Annotated in this window: 15 protein-coding genes; 11 read left to right on the plus strand and 4 right to left on the minus strand. The window is 68.4% G+C overall.

The window, feature by feature from the left end; all coding sequences use genetic code 11:
* Positions 1–3: 3 nt before the first annotated feature.
* On the minus strand, positions 4–1,005 hold the full coding sequence (locus QZ546_RS16440) for a YncE family protein (protein WP_017978511.1): 1,002 nt from the start codon (positions 1,003–1,005) through the stop codon (positions 4–6).
* A gap of 174 nt (positions 1,006–1,179) precedes the next feature.
* On the opposite strand from QZ546_RS16440, the gene QZ546_RS16445 reads away from it, so the two are divergent.
* From QZ546_RS16445 to QZ546_RS16470, 6 genes are read left to right on the plus strand one after another with little or no spacing between them, the layout of a single operon-like run.
* Entirely contained in the window at positions 1,180–2,499 is a 1,320-nt protein-coding gene (locus QZ546_RS16445; protein ID WP_017978510.1) for a TolC family protein, read from the plus strand.
* Entirely contained in the window at positions 2,496–3,536 is a 1,041-nt protein-coding gene (locus tag QZ546_RS16450) for an efflux RND transporter periplasmic adaptor subunit (RefSeq protein ID WP_017978509.1), read from the plus strand. Before QZ546_RS16445 ends, QZ546_RS16450 begins: the two co-directional genes overlap by 4 nt.
* Positions 3,533–6,589 carry an efflux RND transporter permease subunit gene (locus QZ546_RS16455; RefSeq protein ID WP_017978508.1) on the plus strand — a complete coding sequence of 1,019 codons (3,057 nt, stop codon included), beginning with the start codon at positions 3,533–3,535 and terminating at the stop codon, positions 6,587–6,589. Before QZ546_RS16450 ends, QZ546_RS16455 begins: the two co-directional genes overlap by 4 nt.
* Positions 6,586–7,632, plus strand: a complete 1,047-nt coding sequence (locus tag QZ546_RS16460; RefSeq protein WP_017978507.1) for a sulfite exporter TauE/SafE family protein — start codon at positions 6,586–6,588, stop codon at positions 7,630–7,632. The genes QZ546_RS16455 and QZ546_RS16460 overlap by 4 nt, the downstream gene beginning before the upstream one ends.
* A gap of 55 nt (positions 7,633–7,687) precedes the next feature.
* Positions 7,688–9,862 (plus strand): TonB-dependent siderophore receptor, encoded by a 2,175-nt coding sequence (locus QZ546_RS16465; RefSeq protein WP_231376766.1) that lies wholly within the window; start codon positions 7,688–7,690, stop codon positions 9,860–9,862.
* A gap of 41 nt (positions 9,863–9,903) precedes the next feature.
* Positions 9,904–10,575 carry a hypothetical protein gene (locus QZ546_RS16470; RefSeq protein WP_231292001.1) on the plus strand — a complete coding sequence of 224 codons (672 nt, stop codon included), beginning with the start codon at positions 9,904–9,906 and terminating at the stop codon, positions 10,573–10,575.
* 632 nt (positions 10,576–11,207) lie between these two features.
* Here QZ546_RS16470 and QZ546_RS16475 read toward each other — a convergent pair.
* Positions 11,208–11,909 carry an OmpW family outer membrane protein gene (locus tag QZ546_RS16475; RefSeq protein ID WP_081609127.1) on the minus strand — a complete coding sequence of 234 codons (702 nt, stop codon included), beginning with the start codon at positions 11,907–11,909 and terminating at the stop codon, positions 11,208–11,210.
* A 128-nt stretch (positions 11,910–12,037) separates the two neighbouring features.
* Here QZ546_RS16475 and hemN point away from each other — a divergent pair, with 128 nt between their 5' ends.
* Both hemN and QZ546_RS16485 read left to right on the plus strand, forming a co-directional pair.
* Complete coding sequence (hemN, locus tag QZ546_RS16480; RefSeq protein ID WP_024310519.1) at positions 12,038–13,360, plus strand: oxygen-independent coproporphyrinogen III oxidase; 1,323 nt, start codon at positions 12,038–12,040, stop codon at positions 13,358–13,360.
* Complete coding sequence (locus tag QZ546_RS16485) at positions 13,350–14,039, plus strand: Crp/Fnr family transcriptional regulator (RefSeq protein ID WP_020486467.1); 690 nt, start codon at positions 13,350–13,352, stop codon at positions 14,037–14,039. Before hemN ends, QZ546_RS16485 begins: the two co-directional genes overlap by 11 nt.
* 1 nt (position 14,040) lies before the next feature.
* On the opposite strand, the gene QZ546_RS16490 is transcribed toward QZ546_RS16485, so the two are convergent.
* The gene (locus QZ546_RS16490; protein ID WP_017978500.1) at positions 14,041–15,642 is read right to left on the minus strand and encodes an amino acid ABC transporter ATP-binding/permease protein; all 1,602 of its coding nucleotides are present in this window, start codon (positions 15,640–15,642) and stop codon (positions 14,041–14,043) included.
* Positions 15,639–17,270 (minus strand): thiol reductant ABC exporter subunit CydD, encoded by a 1,632-nt coding sequence (cydD, locus tag QZ546_RS16495; protein WP_020486466.1) that lies wholly within the window; start codon positions 17,268–17,270, stop codon positions 15,639–15,641. Before cydD ends, QZ546_RS16490 begins: the two co-directional genes overlap by 4 nt.
* A 123-nt stretch (positions 17,271–17,393) precedes the next feature.
* Between cydD and QZ546_RS16500 the strand changes: the two genes are divergently transcribed.
* From QZ546_RS16500 to cydX, 3 genes are read left to right on the plus strand one after another with little or no spacing between them, the layout of a single operon-like run.
* Positions 17,394–18,962 carry a cytochrome ubiquinol oxidase subunit I gene (locus QZ546_RS16500; RefSeq protein WP_017978498.1) on the plus strand — a complete coding sequence of 523 codons (1,569 nt, stop codon included), beginning with the start codon at positions 17,394–17,396 and terminating at the stop codon, positions 18,960–18,962.
* A gap of 13 nt (positions 18,963–18,975) precedes the next feature.
* The gene (cydB, locus tag QZ546_RS16505; protein ID WP_017978497.1) at positions 18,976–20,115 is read left to right on the plus strand and encodes a cytochrome d ubiquinol oxidase subunit II; all 1,140 of its coding nucleotides are present in this window, start codon (positions 18,976–18,978) and stop codon (positions 20,113–20,115) included.
* A 14-nt stretch (positions 20,116–20,129) separates the two neighbouring features.
* The gene (gene cydX, locus QZ546_RS16510; RefSeq protein WP_017978496.1) at positions 20,130–20,246 is read left to right on the plus strand and encodes a cytochrome bd-I oxidase subunit CydX; all 117 of its coding nucleotides are present in this window, start codon (positions 20,130–20,132) and stop codon (positions 20,244–20,246) included.
* Positions 20,247–20,284: the final 38 nt, after the last annotated feature.

Here is a 20,284-nt window from a genome sequence, read left to right on the forward strand (position 1 = left end):
CGATCAGGCCGGGTCAACGCCCAAGACGTGGAAGGTGCCAGGTACGGCGTGCGGCTTGGCGCCGCCGACCGCAGGCAGGGTGCGTGCGACGGGGAGCCAGACCAGACCGGTCCGCGCATCCAGCGCACCGGTCCGGGCTCCCACCTCCGTCCGGATCGCGCGCTTATGCGTGACCGAGGGCCCCTCAGTCGACAACACGTCGAGCACCCCGTCCTTGCCTGCCGGAAGCAAGGCTAGCGACCGCCGGGCATCAATGATGACCGCGTCAGGCCCGCGCCCCACGGCCACGCGCTGGACTAGGCGGCGCGAGGGCACGTCGACGACCGCTGCAATCCCGTTGGCGCAGGCGGCGATCAGCCGGTGATGCGGCGCGTCCAGCCCCAGGCCGCTCGGCTCCTTGCAGCCGGGCAGGGCGATCGGTGCTTCAGCAACTCCCCGGGCCAGATCGACCACGTCCATCTCGCCCCGGTCCTCGTTGTTGACGAACAGGATCCGCCCGACGATGGCCGGATATTCCAGGCCTGCCGCCACCTTGATGGTCCGCACGACCTGATGGGTTCCGATGGCGATGTCGGACACGACGCCGCTCTTGGCATCCATGGTCAACAGATGGCCATTGGCCGGATCGACGATCGCGGCATCGGGCTTCCGCCCAACGCCGACGCTGGCCATCTGCCGCCCGGAGGCGGGATCGAAGAAGCGGACGCTGTCGTCATCGCCGCTCGTCACGGCGACTTCGCCATTCGAGAGCGGCACCACGGCATGGGCACGCGCCACCGGCCCGAGCGGCTTTAGGGCACGCCCGCTGGCCAGATCGATCACCGCGACCGTATCGCCATGCGCGATGTAAAGGCGGTCCGCCTTCTCGTCCACGCGGGCATAATCCCATCCGCCATCGCCGGGCACGGCAATCGACCGGGGAGCATCGCCCGCAATGGTAGCGGCGGTGACCGGAAGTCCGATCATGGCGACAGCGAGGATGGCGGCGCGAAGCGACAAGAACATGGATGGTCTCCTTCGCCGCTCCCTTGCGCGAACCCCGGCCCGCCACGCCACCCCGTTCGTGCAACATTGGGAAGACACAATGTCGGGTCGGGACATCCGGCGGCTAAGGCACATCTGCGCCGACCCGGCGTGGTTGAATGGGACAAGACGATCGTGGGTGCGCCATCCCGGACAATGCCGCTGCTGGCCGTGATCCTGACGGCCTGCGCCCATTACAGCCCTGCACCGCTGGCCGAGGCCCCGATGCTTTCGGCGACCCTGCCCGCGACTGCCGATAATCCCGCCGGTCCGCTGGGCGTCGCCGATGTCGTCGCGCTCGCCGTGGCGCGCGATCCCGACCTGGTCGCGGCGCGGACAAAGGCCGGAGTGGCGCAGGCTCAGCTCATTCAGGCGGGCGTGCTGCCCAATCCATCGCTGACCGGGGCATTGCTGCCGCTGGTCGCCGGTGCCGGGACGGTGCCCGCGTGGAACCTGGGGCTGGCACAAGACATCAAGTCGCTGCTCGTCTACAAACCCAAGCGCCGCGCCGCGCGCGACAGCGTCGGTCAAGTCCGCGCCGACCTGCTATGGCAGGAATGGCAGGTGGCGGGCCAGGCGCGCCAGCTGGCCGTCGACATCATCGCGCGCGAACAGACACGGCCGCTGCTCGACGAGGCCGTGCGCATCCTCGGCCACCGCCAGCGGGTGACGCAAGCGGCACTGGCGGCGGGCAATGCCACGCTGGTGACGGCAGCCCCGAGCGCGGTCGGCTTCCAGCAGGCACGCACCACGCTCCAGACGCTCGACCAGACGCAATTGCAGGACCGGCACAAGCTCAACGCGCTGCTCGGGCTTGCACCCGACGCGCCGCTCTCGCTCCGGACTGCGGTCGACCTCCCGCCCTTCGACCTGACGGCGGCGCGGGCGGGCGTGACGACGCTGGCCGACCGGCGCCCCGACCTGCTCGCGCTCCGCTTCGGCTATGCGGCGCAGGACGAAGGGCTGCGCGCGGCGATCCTGTCGCAATTCCCCGACCTGATCCTCGGCGCCACCGGATCCAGCGACAGTTCCAAGGTCATCAATGTCGGCCCCAATGCGCAGGTCGGACTGCCCTTGTTCGATCACAACCAGGGTAACATCGCCATCGCCCGCGCCACCCGCGCGCAGCTTCGGGCCGAATATGCCGCCCGCCTGACCAACGCGACCGGCGAGATCGGGGCGTTGCTGGACGAGATGGCCCAGCTGCAACGCCAGCTGGACCTGGTCGAACGCGACCTGCCCGCCGCGCGCCTCGCCGCCTCTCGCGCCGCCGCCGCCTTCGGCGCCGCCGCGCTGGACGAGCGCGCCTATGTCGACCTCATCACCAACCGCTTCACCAAGGAACAGGAATTGGCGACACTTCGGCTTGCATTGCTGGACCGTCAGGTGGCGGTGTCGACCCTGTTGGGGCTCGGCCTGCCCGGCGTCGAGACGCTGGGGCTCGTCGATCCCGGCACGCGTGGCGCCGCACGATGACGAAGAACGGTCTGTTGCCGCTCCTGCTGCTGGGCCTATCGGCCTGCGGGTCGCAGGCGTCCGATACCGAAGCAACCGCGTCCCCGACGACCCTCGTCACCACCGTGCCCGCGCGTCACGGCTCAGCCACCCGGACCATCCAGGCTTATGGCGAGGCGACCCCGGCCAGCAATGCCGTCGCCACGCTGAGTATGCCGCAACCGGGCCAGATCACGCAGGTCCACGTCGTCGCGGGCGCGCAAGTCCGTGCGGGCGAGCCGATCCTGGTCTTCACCCTCGCCCCCTCGGCGCGCAGCAGCTACCAGCAGGCGCTGGATGCGGTGAACGCGGCGGAGTCACAGCGCGCCACCACCGCCCAGCTTCTTGCCCACCAGCTCGCCACCCGTGACCAGCTCGTCCAGGCGAACAAGGCGGTCCTCGACGCCCGCGCTGCCCTGGCCGCGCTGCGCAAAGACGGTGCCAGCGCGACCGTCACCGTGCTGCGCGCGCCCTTTGTCGGGGTCGTTGCGACGCTGCCCGTCGCACTCGGCGACCGCACCCAGCCGGGCCAGGCGCTGGCGACGATCGCACGGGCAGGCGGCCTGATCGTGACCGTAGGCGTCGACCCCGGCCGCCGCGCCGAACTTCGCCTTGGCGCGCCCGTCACCCTCTCCCGACTCGACGGCGGCGCCCCGGTCTCGGGCCATCTCCAGCACATCGACGCGGTGCTGAACCCGCGCACCCGGCAGATCGATGTGGATATCGCCTATCCGGCGGGCGCGATCCTGTCCGGCGAAGCGATGAAGGTCGCCATCGCCACCGGTAGCGCCGATGGCTGGCAGGTCCCCCACCGCGCCGTCGTGATGACCAGCGACGGCAACGCGCAGCTGTTCCAGATCGCAAACGGCAAGGCCAAGGCGGTGCCCGTCACCGTCACGGTCGGCGGCACGCCCGACGATCTCGTCACCGGCGCGCTCGATCCCAACGCACCTGTGATCGTCGACGGCGCGTATCAGGTGGCGGATGGCGATGCCGTCCGGGTCGAGCGGCCGCGATGAGCTATCCGACCTTCCTGCGGCGCCAGTCGCTGGCGATCATGGTCGTCGCGCTGGCGCTTTCGCTGGCGGGCGCGGTGGCGGCCCTCTCGCTGCCGATCGGACTATTCCCGCAGGTCGCCTTCCCCCGCGTCTTGGTGGACATTGATGCCGGATCGCGCCCCGCCGACCAGACCGCGCTGATCGTCACCCGGCCGGTCGAACAGGCGTTGCGCGCCGTGCAGGGCGTTCAGGACGTCCGGTCGGAAACGACCCGCGGCTCGGCGCAGATCTCGATCGACTTCGGCTGGGGCCGCGACATGGTAGCTAGCACGCTGCTGGTCGAGGCGGCGATGTCGCGCGCGCTCGGCACCCTGCCGCCCGGCACGACCTATAATGTCCGGCGGATGGACCCGACGGTCTTTCCGATCATCTCCTATGCGCTCCAATCCCCCGCCAGTTCGCCGGTCCAGCTTCAGGACTTCGCCCGCTATCAACTCGTGCCGCTGCTCAGCGGTATCCAGGGCCTGGCCCGCGTCGAGGTGCAGGGCGGCGACACCGGCGAGGTGGAGGTGCTGGCCGATCCCGCCCGGCTCGCCAGCCACGGTCTGGCGATGAGCGACGTGGCGACTGCGATCAGCAACGGCAACGTGCTGAGCGCGGTCGGGCGGGTGCAGGATCGTGGTCGCCTGTCGCTGGTCATCGCCGACCACAGCCTGCCCGGCATCGCGGCGGTCGGCGATGTCGTCATCCGCACCGATGCGGCGGGCGTCGTGCATGTCCGCGATGTCGCCACCGTGCAGCAGGGGGTGGTGCCGCAATGGCTGCACGTCAGCGAGGATGGGCGGCCCGCAGTGCTGCTCAATATCTACGAACAGCCCGACGGCAATGCGGTGCGCATCGCCCGCGAGGTGCAGGCTAAATTGGCCGCGACCCGCCTGCCGCCCGGCACCCGGCTGGTCAGCTGGTACGACCAGAGCGAGTTGGTGACGCAATCAGTGGCCAGCGTGCGCGATGCCGTGCTGATCGGCCTAGTCCTCGCCGCCCTCGTGCTGCTGCTGTTCCTGCGCAACTGGCGGATCACGCTGGTCGCCGCGATCGTGGTTCCCGCGACGCTGGCGGCGACTGTGCTGGTGCTGACCGTGCTCGGAATGAGCTTTAACATCATGACACTGGGCGGCATCGCCGCCGCCGTCGGCCTGCTGATCGACGACGTCATCGTCATGGTCGAACATATCGTTCGCCGCGCCGCCGCGCCGCCCAGCGACGGAACCCCGACCGGCCGCGACGCCGTCCTGCCCGCCGCGCGCGAGTTCCTGACGCCGCTGACCGGATCGAGCCTGGCGACGCTGATCGTCTTCCTGCCGCTCTCCTTCCTCAGCGGGGTGACGGGCGCATTTTCGCAGGCGCTGTCGATCACCATGGCGGCGGCCCTCGCCATCTCCTGGGCGATGACGGCGTTCGTCGTGCCGGTGCTGACCCGGCGGCTGGTGAACTTCGACACGCTGCACGATCCGCACGCGGCGGGTCAGGGGCGGCTGGGGCGCTGGCACGACCGGTCGCTGGACAGGCTGGTCGCCCGGCCGTGGTGGCTGGCGGTCATCGCCGTGCCGCTGCTGGTGCTGGGCTATGTCGGCTATACCCGTGTTCCGACGGGCTTCATGCCCAAGGTGGACGAGGGCGGGTTCGTGATGGACTATTACACGCCACCCGGCACCTCTCTGATCGAAACCGAGCGGCGCATGGCGCAGGTCGACGCGCTGCTCCGCGCCGACCCGGATGTGCTGACCTTCTCGCGTCGCCTCGGCACCGGGCTCGGCGGCGATCTCGGTCAGAGCTATCACGGCGACTATTTCGTGCGACTGAAGGCGGATCATGCTCGCGCGACCGAAGAGGTCGCCGCCATAATCGCCGATCAGGTCGCCGCGAAGGTGCCCGGCGTTCAGGTCGAGGTGGCGCAGTTGATGGAGGACCTGATCGGCGACCTGACCGCAGTTCCGCAGCCGATCGAGATCAAGCTCTTCTCCGCCGATCCCGGCATATTGACCGACCAAGCGCAGAAGGTCGCCGCGCTGATCCAGAAAATCTCGGGCGTCGTCGAGGTGAAGAACGGGGTGCAGCTGGCGGGCGATGCGATCGACCTGCATATCGATCCGATCCGTGCTGGGTTCGAGGGCGTCACCCCCGCCGATGTCCAGACGGCAGTCGATGCCGCGCTAACCGGCACGATCGCGACGTCGCTGGCGCTGCCGACCAAGGCGATGGACGTGCGCATCCGCCTGCCCGATGCCATGACGATCACCCGCGACGAACTGGCACGCCTGCCGATCCGCAGCGGCGATGGCCATGTCTTCCCGCTGTCGCGTGTCGCCGATCTGCGCGTCGTCACCGGCCAACCACAGATCGCACGCGAAAATCTGGAGCCGATGGTCGCGGTGACGGGACGCATCCAGGGCCGCGGGCTGGGTGCGACCATCGCCGATATCACCCATGCGCTGGCCCGGCCCGGCGTGCTGGCCCCTGGCGTTCGCTACGAACTGGGTGGCCTGTACCAGCAGCAGCAGATCGCCTTTGCCGGGCTTCTCAAGGTGTTCCTCGCCGCTTTGGTCGCCGAGTTCATCCTGTTGCTGATCCTCTATCGCCGCCTGGGCGTGCCGCTGGTCATCATCGGCTGTTCGCTGCTGTCGACCACGGCCGTGTTCACCGCGCTGTGGATCACCGGGGTAGATCTCAACATCACCGCGCTCATGGGCATGACGATGATCCTGGGCATCGGCACCGAAATGGCGATCTTCTATGTCAGCGAGTACGAGGAATTGGCGCACCGTCTTCCTCCGCGTGAGGCTGCGCGCGAAGCCAGCCGCAATCGCCTGCGCCCGATCACGATGACGACGCTTGCCGCGATCCTGACGCTCTTGCCGCTGGCGCTGGCGCTCGGTCAGGGCGCAGGAATCCAGCAACCGCTGGCGATCGCGATCATCGCCGGACTGCTGCTGCAATATCCGCTGGTGCTGCTGGCCCTGCCGGTCCTGCTCGGCCTACTGCCGCCGCGGGACGAGCGCGCTGTTCCGGCATGATCGTCGGCCTCGTCTTCCTCGCCGCCTTTCTGGCGTTCATCGTCAGTGCGGTGGCGGGCGGCGGGGCCGGGCTGGTCCTGGTCCCACTGCTTCGCCTGATCGTGCCAGTGGCGTCGATCCCAGGCGCGCTATCGATCGGAACGGCGGCCAGTTCGCTGTCGCGCATCTGGCTGTTCCGCACCCGCATCCGGTGGGACGTGGTGCGCCGTTTCCTGCCCACCGCCCTGCCCGCCGCTGCACTCGGAGCATGGCTGCTCACGCGCTTTCCGCCGGTCTATGTCGAGTTCCTGCTTGGTTGTTTCCTGCTGCTCAACCTGCCCAGCCTGTTTCGCCGCACACCGCCCGCCGGATCGGAGCCGCCTTTAGCGCTCGACCGCCTGCCCTGGCTGGGCGCCGCGGCGGGACTGCTGTCGGGCTTTACCGGCGCGGTCGGCGTCGTGTTCAACCGCGCCTATTATCGCATCGGCCTGTCGAAAGACGAGATCGTCGCCACCCGCGCGATGAACGAGGTGCTGCTCCACCTGCTGAAGATTGCGCTCTACGCGGCGTTCGGGCTGTTGCCACGATCAGCTTGGATCGCGGGAGCCCTGGTCGCTGCGGCGGCGGTGCTCGCGTCCTTCGCCTCCAAGCGGGTGCTCGCGCTGATGCACGAAAGCCTGTTCCGTCGGATCGGGTTGCTGGCGATGGTGGCGTCGGGCGTCGCGATGTTCAGCCTGTCGGGGCAACGGATCCTGTCGATCCACCAGGCCTGGGTCGCCTATGTCGCCCCGGGCGACGAGCCGGAACTCCAGTTTTATTGGGGCGGCACGCCCCGCGCCGCGATCGAACGCGAAGGCAATGGCGCTTTCGCGGTCGAACACAGCATTTCCATCGGAGACCTCCCCGCCGCCGTCCGCGCCGCCCTGCCGACCGTTATCGGAAGCGGCCACATAGTGCTGATTGAGCGGGTTCACGGAAACCCGGCCTATTATGAAATCTACTGGCGCCGGGACGGAAAGCTGTACCAGATCGAACTGACGGCAGACGGACGACCCGCGCGATAGCTATTGCGACTTCTTAGCATTAATGTATGAAGCCCCGCGAAGGGGATCATACATCATGAGGATCATCACCGGCAGCCTTGTGGCTGCGGGCCTGACGGTCGCGTCCATCACGCCCGCTCATGGGCACGAGCGGGACGCACCAGCATCGGCAAGCGACACCATGGGCCAGGACATCGTCGTCACCGGCCGCGCCTCGCCTGCGCCCAAGGCGGCCGACGATCGCTACAAGCCGACGCCCGACGCCTCGACGCTCCGCTCGTCGGCCGATCCACTGGACACGCCACAAACGGTGAACATCGTCCCCGCCCAAGTCATCCGCGACCAGCGCCCCCGCTATCTAGACGACGTGCTGACCAATGTCAGCGGTATCACCCAAGGCAACACGCTGGCGGGCACCCAGGACACGGTTCTGAAGCGCGGCTTCGGCGGCAATCGCGACGGGTCGGTGATGCACAACGGCATGCCGCTGGTCCAGGGGCGCGGGTTCAACGCCGCCTCGCAAAGCGTCGAAGTGCTGAAGGGTCCTGCCTCACTGCTCTACGGCATCATGGACCCCGGCGGCGTCATCAACATCGTCTCGAAGAAGCCGCTGCTCGACCCGCATCTGACCGTCGCACTGATCGGCTCCAGCTATGCCAATGCCCGCGCCGGGCTGGAGGCGATGGCGGACCTGACCGGGCCGATCGCGGGCGACCTTGCCGGGCGGCTGGTGCTCGACCAGCAGAGCGAGGATTACTGGCGCGATTTCGGCGAGCGACGCGACACGCTGATCGCCCCCTCGATCGGCTGGTATGGCGGCACCACGCAGGCGGTGCTGTGGTACGAATTTCGCCGCTTCGACACGCCCTTCGATCGCGGCACGATCCTCGATCCGCGCACGATGACGCCGCTGGCGATGCCGCGCCGCGAACGGCTCGACGATCTCAGCAACCGGATGTTTGGGGTCAGCCACCTTGTCCAGCTCGCGCTCGACCACCGGCTGGGCGGCACTTGGGCGGCGCATCTGGCGACCAGCTTCAACAGCGAAAGCTACGACGCCGGCCAGTTGCGCGTGAACGGCATCAACGTCCAGCGCGGCACGCTGTCGCGCAGCAATGACGCGACGGTCGGGGCGCTCAGCACCGACGCCTATCTCCAGACCTATGTCGACGGCCGCTTCGACCTGTTCGGCGCGCGGCACGATGTCATCCTGGGGGCTGAGGGCGAGTATCGGCGCTATTACCGCCGCGACCTGATCCGCCAGCCGGTGCGCGCGACCTTCAGCTATCTCAAGCCCGTCTACGGCCTGGAGCCCTTCCCCACCCGCGTGTCGCCCAGCGACAGCGACCAGACCGACCGGCTCTACAATTACTCGCTATTCGGGCAGGATTCGATCCATCTCGGCGACCGCTGGATCGTGGTGGCGGGTGGACGACTGATCGGCTTCGACCAGCGTGCCGGACGCGAGCGGCCCTTCGTCGCCAACACCGACCTGACCGGATGGGCGTTCGTACCGCAGGCGGGCCTCGTGTGGCGCGCGGCGGACATCTTCTCGCTCTACGGCAGCTATACCCGCTCGCTCAAACCCACCTCAACCATCGCCCCGCTGGGCAGCGGCGTCACCATCACCTCCAGCTTCGCGCCCGAACGGGGACGCTCGTTCGAGATCGGGGCCAAACTGGACGTTCCCGATCGCATCTCGGGCACGCTAGCGCTCTATGACATCGACAAGCGCAACGTGCTGGTGTCGCAGTTCAATCCGGCGACCGGGCTGAACGACTATCGCACCTCGGGCCGGGCGATCTCGCGCGGGGTCGAGCTGGACGTGTCCGGGCAGGTCACCCGGACCTTCAGCCTGATTGGCAGCTATGCCTATACCTATGCGCGCACCACCGAGGACCCGGTCTTCGCAGGCAAGCAGCTCGCCAATGTCGCGCCGCATACCGCGTCGCTGTCGGCCGCCTATGACGTCGGCGCGATCGCAGGCGACGATCGCCTGCGGCTGGGCGCGGGCGGGCGCTATGTAGGGCGGCGGCCGGGCGACAGCGCCAACAGCTTCTGGCTGGCCGATTACGTCGTCGCGGATGCCTTCGTGACCTATGACACGCGTCTCGCCGGGCGGCGGGTGACGTTCCAGTTCAACCTGAAGAACGTCTTCGACAAGACCTATTACACCTCGGCGGTCAACCAGTACGGCGTCGCGATCGGCGACCCGCGCCGGGCGATCGGCACGATGAGCTTCGCCTTCTGATGCGCTGGTACGGCCTTGTCCTGGGGGCGCTCTGTGCCCCGATGATCGCAACCCCGGCGGCGGCGCGCGAACGGATCGCCATGCTGGTCGTCCAGCAAGGCGGCCCGTCGATGGCTAGCGACCTGACGGTCCGCGACCGGCTGGCTGCACGAGGGTTCACGGTTCGCCTCGCCGACCAGTCGGCGGACCCGCTGACCGCGCGCGAAGCGGCGCTGGTCGTGATCTCGGCCACGGTGTCGGCCAAGTCGGTCAAACCCGGCTGGCGAGGCCTGGCGGTGCCGCTGGTCACCTGGGAAAACGACTTGCTCGACGATCTCGCCATGACCGGCAAGCGACACGACAGCGATTTCGGCGAGGCGGAGAAGGAACGCTATCTCTGGATCGTCAACGCGCCGCAGCCGATGGCCGCCGGCCTGCCGGCGGGGATCGTCGACGTCTACGCCCGTCAGGCCCCGATGAGCTGGGGCAAACCGGGCTTGGGCGCCACGATCATCGCGACGATCTACGGCCAGCCGGAAAAGGTGGCGATCTTCGGCTATGAGACCGGCGCAACGATGGACTATGAAGCGCTCGCACCGGCCAGGCGCGTTATGCTGTTCATGGGCAACGACGGCTTTACCAATCTCTCGCCCGACGGGCTGAAGCTGTTCGACGCCGCGATCGACTGGGCCATCGGATCGATGAAGGCATGTAGCCGATATGGCTCTCGCTGAGGCCATCCTGCGAATATCAACCTAGATGTAGTATGGCCGTTCAGTGATGGTCGACCGGTGCCGCGTGTCACGGGTCTTCCGGGATGCGCCGAGAAGAACGTCTGTCAGGATGCGGGCCAGCGCGCCCATGGTCTGCACGAGGTATTCAACGGTCTCTGCAAGTCCTGAAGAACGGACTCACCGTGGCGGTGGATGCCCGCCGACCTTCCGCTCCAGGCAACAATGTGCCAGCAGACGCAACGTTTGCTGGCGGCGGGGTGTCAAGGGGCTGGTGGGCGACTTGTGCGCGGCACGGGACCTAGCAGCTGGCCGCAGTGGCTCAGTACCAAACAATTGCATCGCGCTCCTGCTTCGCTATGATCGGGAGATCAACCGCGTTGGTACAGCGAACAGGTACAGCGTGGCTGGTCGCGAGACACAAAAAGCCCGAAAATCCGCGCTTTTTGTGACTATGACATCCCTCCCGCCTTCCGGAAGCCGCGTGCGGCTGGAGGACACCGCGCTCGGTCGCTCCTGACCGAGCGCGCGCACCAGCAAATTGGCGGCCCGGCCGCCGATTTGCGTTGTTGCGCCTGAATTTCCTCATCTCCGGTCACAATAGGCCGACGCTTTTTCGATCCGATCGCCTCTCATTACAGCCGAACTCCAAGACCGATCCCGAACACCAGCGGGTCCAGGGAGACGTTCACCCGCTGGCGACCCAGTGTCGCATTGTAGAGCCGGGCGGTGGTGTCGATATCGATATATTTGATGTCGAGGTTCAGGAAGACCCGGCGGGTGATGTCCACGTCGACGCCCGCCTGCGCCGCCCAGCCTACACTGTCATTGAGGTGTACCCTGGTCGGCCCCACCGCCCTTTGCAGCCCGTCCGACGCCGCTTCGTTCCAGAAGATCGTATAGTTTACACCCGCACCGACATAGGGGCGGACATGCTGCGTCGGCATGAAATGATATTGGGCGGTCAGGGTCGGTGGCAGGACCCAGGTGGAGGCGAGCTTGCCGATGCTGCCGGTCGTGCCCCGCACCCCGCCGACCGAATGTTTCGTGGTCGAGGCGATCAGTTCGATGCCGATATGGTCGGTAGCCATATAGGTCGCATCGACCTCCGGCATCACGCTGTCGTTGACCTTCACCGGCTCGCCGGGGAAGGCGGGCAGGATACTGCCCGACCGCTCGTTCGGCGCGACCAGGATGGCGCGGGCGCGGAGCAATACGTCTCCAGCGCGTATCCCGACCCGAGGATCGTTCCCTGCGGTATCCTGCGCCCATGCCGACGTACCGATACCCGTCGCAGCGAGCGCGAGCAGGACGGTGGCGGTTCTGATAATGGTCATCCCTTGTCTCCTGTTAGCGTACAGAAGGTCCGGATAGGAGCGCCCCTGCCCCGTCGCCTTGACTACCGACAAGCGCCGGTTTGACGGCGGTCAAAGGCAGGATCGCACGCTCGGGGCACGGCATGGCCATGTGGCCCTATCATCCCGATCTGCTCGCCCGGCCCGTGCCGCGCTACACCAGCTATCCCACCGCCGCCGAATTCGGCGATCATGTGGGTCATGCCGACATGGCTGCAGCACTCGGTACGGTCGGTACGGACGAAATCCTGTCGCTCTATCTGCACATCCCCTATTGCCGGGCGATTTGCTGGTATTGCGGGTGCAATACCGGGGCGGCGAACCGGACCGCGCGGCTGGATGCCTATCTCACGCGGTTGCATCGCGAGATCGATCTGGTGGCCGCCCGGCTGGAGGGTCGCGGACGGATCGGGCGGATCGCCTTTGGTGGCGGGAGCCCCAATGCGATCCCGCCCGCCGCCTTTGCCGCGCTGGTCGCCCATCTGCGCGCCGCCTTTGCCAGCGATAGTGCAATCCTTTCGCTGGAGATCGATCCGCGCGGCTTCGACGTGGACTGGGCGAGCGTCATCGCGGACACCGGTGTCGCACGGGTCAGCCTGGGGGTGCAGACCTTCGACCCGGCCCTTCAGGCGGCGATCGGTCGGGTCCAGCCCGGCGAGGACATTATCCGCGCCGTCACGCTGCTGCGCGCCGTCGGGGTCGGATCAATCAACTTCGACCTGATGTACGGCCTGCCCGGTCAGGACGAGGCAACACTGGCCGCGACGCTCGACGAGGCCATCGCACTGGCCCCGGAACGGCTGGCGGTGTTCGGCTATGCGCATGTGCCGCACCTCATCCCGCGCCAGCGCCGCATCGACGCCCGGGCTCTCCCCGACCCGGCGGCACGCTTCGTCCAGGCGGCGCTGGCGCATGACCGGCTGACGCAGGCAGGCTACCGGGCGGTCGGCTTCGATCACTTCGCACAAGCACATGATCCGCTGGCGCGGGCAGCGGCGAACGGAACGTTGCACCGCAATTTCCAGGGCTTCACCGACGACCCCGCCGACATCGTGATTGGACTGGGGGCCAGCGCGATCAGCGCATTTCCCGACCGGCTGCTCCAGAACGCCAAGAGTGCGGGCGCATGGCATCAGGCGATCGGTGCGGGTCGGTTTGCAACCACACGCGGCATCCATCGCAGTCCGCTGGACCAGCGCCGAGGCCAGGCCATCGCAGCTTTGCTGTGCCACGGCGTCGCCAATCTCGACGGCCTGCCCGAACGGGGCGCCATTCGCGGACGCCTCCACCGCTTCGAGCAGGTGGGTTTGGTCGCCTGGGACGGCGCGCGCCTGCGGCTGGCGGCCGACGCCCTGCCCTATGCCCGCAGCATCGCGGCCGCCTTCGACGCCTGGCGCAACGAGGAAGATATGCGGTTCAGCCATGCCGTCTGACCTGCCGCTGCGATGTGCCGCCTGTGCCGCGCGGGATATGGCCTTATGCGACGGCCTGGACGAGACGGCCCTCGCCGCGCTCCATCAGATCGGGCGCCGCCGTCGGTTGCGCGCCGGGCAGGCTTTCGGCTGGTTCGGCGATCGGGCAAGCAGTTGCGCCAATCTCATTTCGGGCGTCCTGAAAGTGTCTCGCGTGGAGGCGGACGGCGGCATCCAGATCGTCGGCCTGCTCTATCCCGGCGATTTCGTCGGCACGCTCTTCGCCGATCGCTCCGCCGACACCATCGCGGCGCTGAGCGAGGCCGATCTGTGCGTTTATCCGCGCCGGGCGCTGGAGGAGATGCTGGTCCGCCACCCGGCCGCCGGGCGATTACTGCTGCGCCGGACGCTGGCGACGCTGGGCGAGGTGCGGCGCTGGATGCCGATGCTGGCGCGCGCGCGGGCCGACGCACGGGTCGCCGCGCTGCTGCTCGACATGGCGCGGCGGTGCGCGGCGGACGGTGAAGACATGTTCCGCCTGCCCCTGTCGCGTGGCGCGATGGCGGAGGCACTGGGCTTGGTGGTCGAGACCGTCAGCCGTCACATGACCGCATTCCAGCAGGACGGTCTGATCGCGCTATCCGGCCTGCGCGGCGTGCGCCTGATCGACAGGACACGCCTGGCCATCATCGCGGGCTAGGTCAGGCGGCGGATCGGCGGGACGCTTCATCCACCGCCCATTGCCGCTCGCACAGCACGGTGAGCACGGGGCGATGGCTGACCAGGATCATTCCCTGCCCCGTCCGCCGGACGCGCGCATCCAGGCGGCCGGCGACCTCGGCCGCGACATCGGCGTCCAGTCCCTCGCCCGGTTCATCGAGCAACAACCAGGGCGCATCGCCCAGATAGGCGCGGGCCAGCGACAGCCGCCGCCGCTCGCCACCCGACAGCCGCGCTCCATCATCGCCCAGCCATGTGTCGAGCCCGTCGGGCAAGGCCCGCACGACCGCCTCCAACGCTGCATCGCCCAGCGCCTGCCACAGCCGATCCTCGCTCGCGTGAGGCTCGGCGATCCGCAGATTGTCGCGAACCGTGCTCGCCATCAGCGCGGCATCCTGCGGCGCCCAGGCAAAGATCGCGCGCAGGGTCGCGGGCGCGAGATCAGCGGCATCCCGACCATCGATCCCGATCCGGCCCGGCTGTAGGGGACGCAGCCCCAGCAAGCCTTCGACCAATGTCGTCTTGCCGCAGCCCGATGGTCCGGTCAGCGCGATCCGGCTGCCCGGCATGAACCGCTCGCCATCGATGACGAGGATCGACGGGCCGCGCGATCCGATGGCGGAGGGCGCGTCCTCCACCGCATCGAACACCGCGTCGAGCCGTGCCTCCGCCTCGCGAAGCCGTCCGCTCTCGGTCAACGCCCGCAGGATCGGGGCGATGCCATCGACGGTCATCGCCGCCGCCAGCGCCGCGAGCGCGGCGATCGGTGCGCCGGCGCCGGATGAAAACGTCAGGGCCAAGGCCGCCGCCACGGCCACGCCGCTCGCGTGCAACGCCTCGAACCACGCGGCGACCGCCGCCTGCCTGACCTGCGCTTCGGACAGGCGATCGCCCGCCGCCGCGACACGCGCCGTCGCCCAATCCTCCAGCGCGAAGCAACGCAACTCCGCCGCCGCGCTGCCGAGCATCGCCACTTCCTCGCGCAAGGCACCGGTCGCCTGTTGCACCGCGCGGCCGGGCTGCTCCAACCGACCCGCCCCATAACGCGCCAGAGCCCATATTCCCCCGGCACAGGCCAGTGCCGCCCCCATCGTCAGCCATCCGCCGAGCAGCGTCAACACCGCCCCCGATGCCAACGCCGCCACGGCACCCCACGGCCCCGACAGACGGACGAAGCGCCATTCCACCGCATCGACATCGCCGATCAGCCGCGCCGTCGCCTCGCCCCGCCCAAGCGCCAGCGCGACCGAGGGCGGCGCGGCGGTGATCGCGCGATAGAGCGCGGGGCGCAGCCGGGCGAGTGCCCCGAATGCCGCGCCATGGCTCGCCAACCGCTCGCCATAACGCGCGCCGGTCCGCACGATCGCCAGCAAGCGGATCGCGGCGGAGGGCAGCATGTAATTGAACGCCTGCGCCGCGACGATCCCTGCCCCGCCCGCCAAGGCTGCGGCGGCCAGGAACCAGCCCGACAGCGACAGCAGCAGCACCGAGGCAGCAGCGACCAGCGCGGCGCACGCTCCCGCCTGTCGCAAACGGCGGCGCTCCTTGCGACGTTCGGCGGCGATCAGCGTTCGCAAGGTCATGCGGCAGGTCCCAGATGAATGACCCGCGTCGCGATGGCGGCAAGCGCAGGGCTGTGGGTGGCGATCAGCGTCGTACGCCCCCGCGCCGCGCGGGCGATGGTCGCGATCAGCCTGGTTTCGGCACCGGCGTCGAGATGCGCGGTCGGCTCGTCGAGCAGCAGGAACGGGGCGGGGTTGAGAAGCGCGCGGGCCAGCGCGATCCGCCGTCGCTCGCCCCCCGACAACCCGCTCCCCCGCGCATCCAGCGGCGCGTCCAGCCCGCCGCGTCGGGATGCGAGCATCCGGCCCAGCCCCGCCGCCGCGACCACGCGCCGGACCGCCAGGTCATCCGCATGGGTGTAGGCCAGCAACAGGTTCTCGCGGATCGTGCCCGCGACCAGCAGGGGATGCTGCCCCACCCAGCTCGCCTGCCCCGCCAGCGAAGTGAGCGGTACACCGCCCGCCTCGACCGTTCCCGCCGACAGCGGCGCGAGACCCAGCAGCAGATGCAGCACGCTGGTCTTGCCGCTGCCCGACGGACCCAGCAGCGCCACCGTCTCGCCCGCCTCGACACAGAAGGACAGGCCCGAGACGGCGGGCGTGTAGCAGCCGGGATAATGGATCGTCACATCGCGCAAGCTCAGGGGGGCCGCCGCCACGACGGGAACCGCCCGCACCGGCTCGACCAGCGGCATCAGCGTATCGGCGGCCGTATCGGCGCACTGTTTGTCATGATAGGCTGCGGCAAGGCGGCGCATCGGCGCGTAGAATTCGGGCGCCAGGGCCAGCACGAAGAAGGCCCGCGCCAGGGTCAGCGTCTCGGGGGCCGCAAAGGGCAACAGGCCGAGCAGTGAAAAGCCGCAATAGACCGCGACCAAGGCGACCGACAGCGCCGCGAAGAACTCCAGCGCGGCGGAGGACAGGAAGGCGATCCGCAGGACACGCATCGTCCGCTCCGCCAGTTCCTCAGCCGCCGCGCCGATCGCCTCGGTCTCGCGCATCTCGGCGCGGAAGGCCAGCACGACGGGCAGAGCGCGCACCCGGTCGGCGAAACGGGCAGACAGACGATGCAAGGCGATGAACTGTCGTCGCGATTCGTCCGCCGCCGCACCGCCCGCCAGAATCATCGCCGCCACGAAGGGCAGCAGGGTGCCCGCCAGAATGACGGCCGCGACCCAACTCGCGCAGGCCGTGGCCGCCAGGACCAGCATCGGCGCGATGGCGGCGGCCCGGCGTGCGGGCATGAAGCGCGCGACATAGCCGTCCAGCGCCTCGACCGCATCCACCGCCTGCGTCGCCAACAGGCCGCTGTCGATCGGTGTGCCCGCCTGCCGATGGAGCGTGGCGGCGACGACCCGCCGCCGCTGCGCTCGCTTGATCATTCCCGCCCGCGCGGCACCCCGCCGCACGGCCAGCATCGCGAACAGTCCGCGCAAGGCCCCCATGCCGACCATCAGCAGAGCCCAGGGCCACAATGCCCCTCGCCCCGCCACCGCCGCCACGGCCCCCGCGATCCCGCCCGCAAAGCCGACCGCGGCCAGCGTATCGAGAAGCAACAGGCCCACCGCCCCGTCCCGCCCCCCGGCCGCGTCCTTCAACCAGCGGTTCCGCATTCCGGGGGTCGAGGCGTCATGGGCGATCGTCGTCATGGCCCGACCGTCGCCGCGACTGGCCGACCTGTCTTTGACCGCGGTCAATGTCGGCACGGCGCGCCAGGCCTAGCGAGTCGCTCGGCAAGGGGCCGGGGGCGGCTCCTATTATGGAGACATGCTATGGACCCCGGCGTCGTAGACCTGTCGCGACTGCAATTCGCGGCCACCGCGCTTTATCATTTCCTGTTCGTGCCGCTGACGCTCGGCCTGTCGATGATGTTGGTCATCATGGAATCGGTCTATGTCATGACCAACCGCCCGGTGTGGCGCGTGACAACGCGCTTCTGGGGCAAGATCTTCGGCATCAACTTCGTACTCGGCGTCGCCACGGGCCTGACCATGGAGTTCCAGTTCGGCACCAACTGGTCCTATTTCTCGCATTATGTCGGCGACATCTTCGGTGCGCCGCTGGCGATCGAGGGGCTGATGGCCTTCTTCCTGGAGGCGACGTTCGTCGGGCTGATGTTCTTCGGCTGGGACCGGCTGTCGAAGCTCGGCCATCTGATCGTCACCTTCATGACGGCGCTGGGCACCAATTTGTCGGCGCTGTGGATTCTGGTCGCCAATGGCTGGATGCAGAACCCGGTCGGCGCGAGCTTCAACCCCGATACGATGCGCATGGAGGTCACCGATTTCGGCGCGGTGCTGTTCAATCCCGTCGCCCAGGCCAAGTTCGTCCACACGGTGAGCGCGGGCTATGTCTGCGCCTCGGTCGTGGTGCTGGGTGTGTCGGCCTTCTGGCTGTTGAAGGGGCGGTTCGTGCCCATCGCGCGCCGGTCGATGACGGTGGCGGCGGCGTTCGGCCTGGCCTCCTCGCTGTCGGTCGTCGTGCTGGGCGACGAGAGCGGCTATGCGCTGACCGATAACCAGAAGATGAAGCTCGCCGCGATCGAGGCGGTCTGGCACACCGAGCCCGGCCCCTCGGGCCTCACCCTGTTCGGCCTGCCCGATACGGTCGCGCGCGAGACGCGCTACAAGGTCGAAATCCCCTGGGTGCTGGGCCTGATCGCGACGCGCAGCCTGGACGGGACGGTCGCGGGCATGTCCGAACTGGTGCTCAAGGCGCAGGAGCGCATCGCCTCGGGCGTGATCGCCTATGACGCGGTGCAGCAGCTGAAGGCGAACCCGAACGACGTCGCCCAGCGCGCCCGGTTCGAGGCCCACAAGCGCGACCTGGGCTATGCGCTGCTGCTCAAGCGGCAGATGGCCGACCCGCGCGCCGCGACTGCGAAGCAGATCGAGGCGGCGGCCTGGGACACGGTCCCCAATGTCGGCCTGCTCTTCTGGAGCTTCCGCATCATGGCCGCGATCGGCTTTGCAATGATCGCATTGTTCGCCACCGCCTTCATCCTGTGTTCGCTCCGGATGCACATGGATGCCCGCTGGTTCCTCCGCCTCGCGGTGGCGGCGATCCCGTTGCCCTGGGTGGCGATCGAGCTCGGCTGGCTGGTCGCCGAACTGGGACGACAGCCCTGGGCGATCGAGGGTGTGCTGCCGACCTTCCTCGCGACCAGCTCGCTGTCGCGCGGGGCGCTGTGGACCACGCTGGCCGGGTTTACCGCGCTCTACGGCGTGCTGGCGGTGATCGAGGTGCGCCTGATCCTCGCCGCCATCGCACACGGCCCAGAGGAGCGAGACGACCAGCCCGCACCCGGACCGATCCCCGCCGCCACTCCCGTCACCGCCTGAAGGAGGCCAGGACATGTTCGACTATGAGATGTTGCGCCTGATATGGTGGGCGCTGCTGGGCGTGCTGCTGATCGGCTTTGCGCTGACCGACGGGTTCGACCTGGGGGTCGCCGCCCTCCTGCCCTTCGTCGCGAGGAGCGATGCCGAGCGGCGGATGGTCATCAATTCCATCGGGCCGACCTGGGAGGGAAACCAGGTCTGGTTCATCCTGGGCGGCGGCGCGATCTTCGCGGCTTGGCCGTTCGTCTATGCGGTCAGCTTTTCGGGCTTCTACCTCGCGATGTTCCTGGTGCTGGCTGCGCTGATCCTGCGGCCGGTGGGGTTCAAATATCGCTCGAAGCGGCCGGACCCGGCCTGGCGCACCCGCTGGGACTGGGCGCTGTTCGTCGGGGGACTGGTGCCAGCCCTCGTCTTCGGCGTCGCGGTCGGCAATGTGCTGCTCGGCGCGCCCTTCCGCTTGGATGGAGACCTGCGCGCCTTTTACGACGGCACTTTGCTTGGGCTGTTCACGCCCTTCACGCTGGTCTGCGGGCTGTTGTCGGTGGCGATGCTGGTGCTACACGGCGCGGCGTGGCTGTCGATCAAGGTCGAGCATGGTCCCGTCCATGACCGGGCGCGGGCGTTCGGTACGGCGGCGGCCATCGCCTCCATCCTGTTGTTCGCGGTCGGCTTCGCCTTCGTCGCATGGGGCGATATGGGCTATCGGATCGTCGGCGCGGTCGATCCGCTCGGCCCGTCCAACCCGTTGCGCATGACGGCGGAGCAAGCGGGCGGCGCATGGCTCGACAATTATGCGACCTATCCCTGGATGATGGCGCTGCCCGCACTGGGCTTCGCCGGGGCCGCGCTGGCGCTGATTGGTATCCGCAGCGGTCGTGAGGCGCTGGCCTTTGCCGGATCGTCGCTCGCCGCGACGGGGATCATCGCCACCGTCGGCTGCGCAATGTTCCCCTTCATCCTGCCGTCGAGCATCGACGCGCATAGCAGTCTGACGGTGTGGAACGCCTCGTCCACGCAGAAGACGCTGGGCATCATGCTGTTCGTCACGCTCGTCTTCCTGCCGATCGTGCTCGCCTACACCGCCTGGGCCTATCGGGTGATGTTCGGCCGCGTGACGGCGGACGCGGTGCGCACCAATCCCGACTTCTACTGAGAAAGGAACGACCCATGTGGTATTTCTCCTGGGTCCTGGGCCTCGGCCTGGCGATCGGCTTCGGCATCCTCAACGGCATCTGGCACGAATTCCATCTGCCGCACGAGGACGACGTGTCACCGCGACACTGACAGATAGGACAATCCGTCCGACGACAGGGGATCATGGC

This window comes from uncultured Sphingomonas sp. (assembly GCF_913062585.1).
In the GTDB taxonomy this organism is placed as follows: Bacteria; Pseudomonadota; Alphaproteobacteria; order Sphingomonadales; family Sphingomonadaceae; genus Sphingomonas.

Coding starts and splice junctions, on each gene's coding strand:
- QZ546_RS16440 (WP_017978511.1), bottom strand. CDS start 1,005: ATGTTCTTGTCGCTTCGCGCCGCCATCCTCGCTGTCGCCATGATCGGA.
- QZ546_RS16445 (WP_017978510.1), top strand. CDS start 1,180: ATGCCGCTGCTGGCCGTGATCCTGACGGCCTGCGCCCATTACAGCCCT.
- QZ546_RS16450 (WP_017978509.1), top strand. CDS start 2,496: ATGACGAAGAACGGTCTGTTGCCGCTCCTGCTGCTGGGCCTATCGGCC.
- QZ546_RS16455 (WP_017978508.1), top strand. CDS start 3,533: ATGAGCTATCCGACCTTCCTGCGGCGCCAGTCGCTGGCGATCATGGTC.
- QZ546_RS16460 (WP_017978507.1), top strand. CDS start 6,586: ATGATCGTCGGCCTCGTCTTCCTCGCCGCCTTTCTGGCGTTCATCGTC.
- QZ546_RS16465 (WP_231376766.1), top strand. CDS start 7,688: ATGAGGATCATCACCGGCAGCCTTGTGGCTGCGGGCCTGACGGTCGCG.
- QZ546_RS16470 (WP_231292001.1), top strand. CDS start 9,904: ATGATCGCAACCCCGGCGGCGGCGCGCGAACGGATCGCCATGCTGGTC.
- QZ546_RS16475 (WP_081609127.1), bottom strand. CDS start 11,909: ATGACCATTATCAGAACCGCCACCGTCCTGCTCGCGCTCGCTGCGACG.
- hemN (WP_024310519.1), top strand. CDS start 12,038: ATGTGGCCCTATCATCCCGATCTGCTCGCCCGGCCCGTGCCGCGCTAC.
- QZ546_RS16485 (WP_020486467.1), top strand. CDS start 13,350: ATGCCGTCTGACCTGCCGCTGCGATGTGCCGCCTGTGCCGCGCGGGAT.
- QZ546_RS16490 (WP_017978500.1), bottom strand. CDS start 15,642: ATGACCTTGCGAACGCTGATCGCCGCCGAACGTCGCAAGGAGCGCCGC.
- cydD (WP_020486466.1), bottom strand. CDS start 17,270: ATGACGACGATCGCCCATGACGCCTCGACCCCCGGAATGCGGAACCGC.
- QZ546_RS16500 (WP_017978498.1), top strand. CDS start 17,394: ATGGACCCCGGCGTCGTAGACCTGTCGCGACTGCAATTCGCGGCCACC.
- cydB (WP_017978497.1), top strand. CDS start 18,976: ATGTTCGACTATGAGATGTTGCGCCTGATATGGTGGGCGCTGCTGGGC.
- cydX (WP_017978496.1), top strand. CDS start 20,130: ATGTGGTATTTCTCCTGGGTCCTGGGCCTCGGCCTGGCGATCGGCTTC.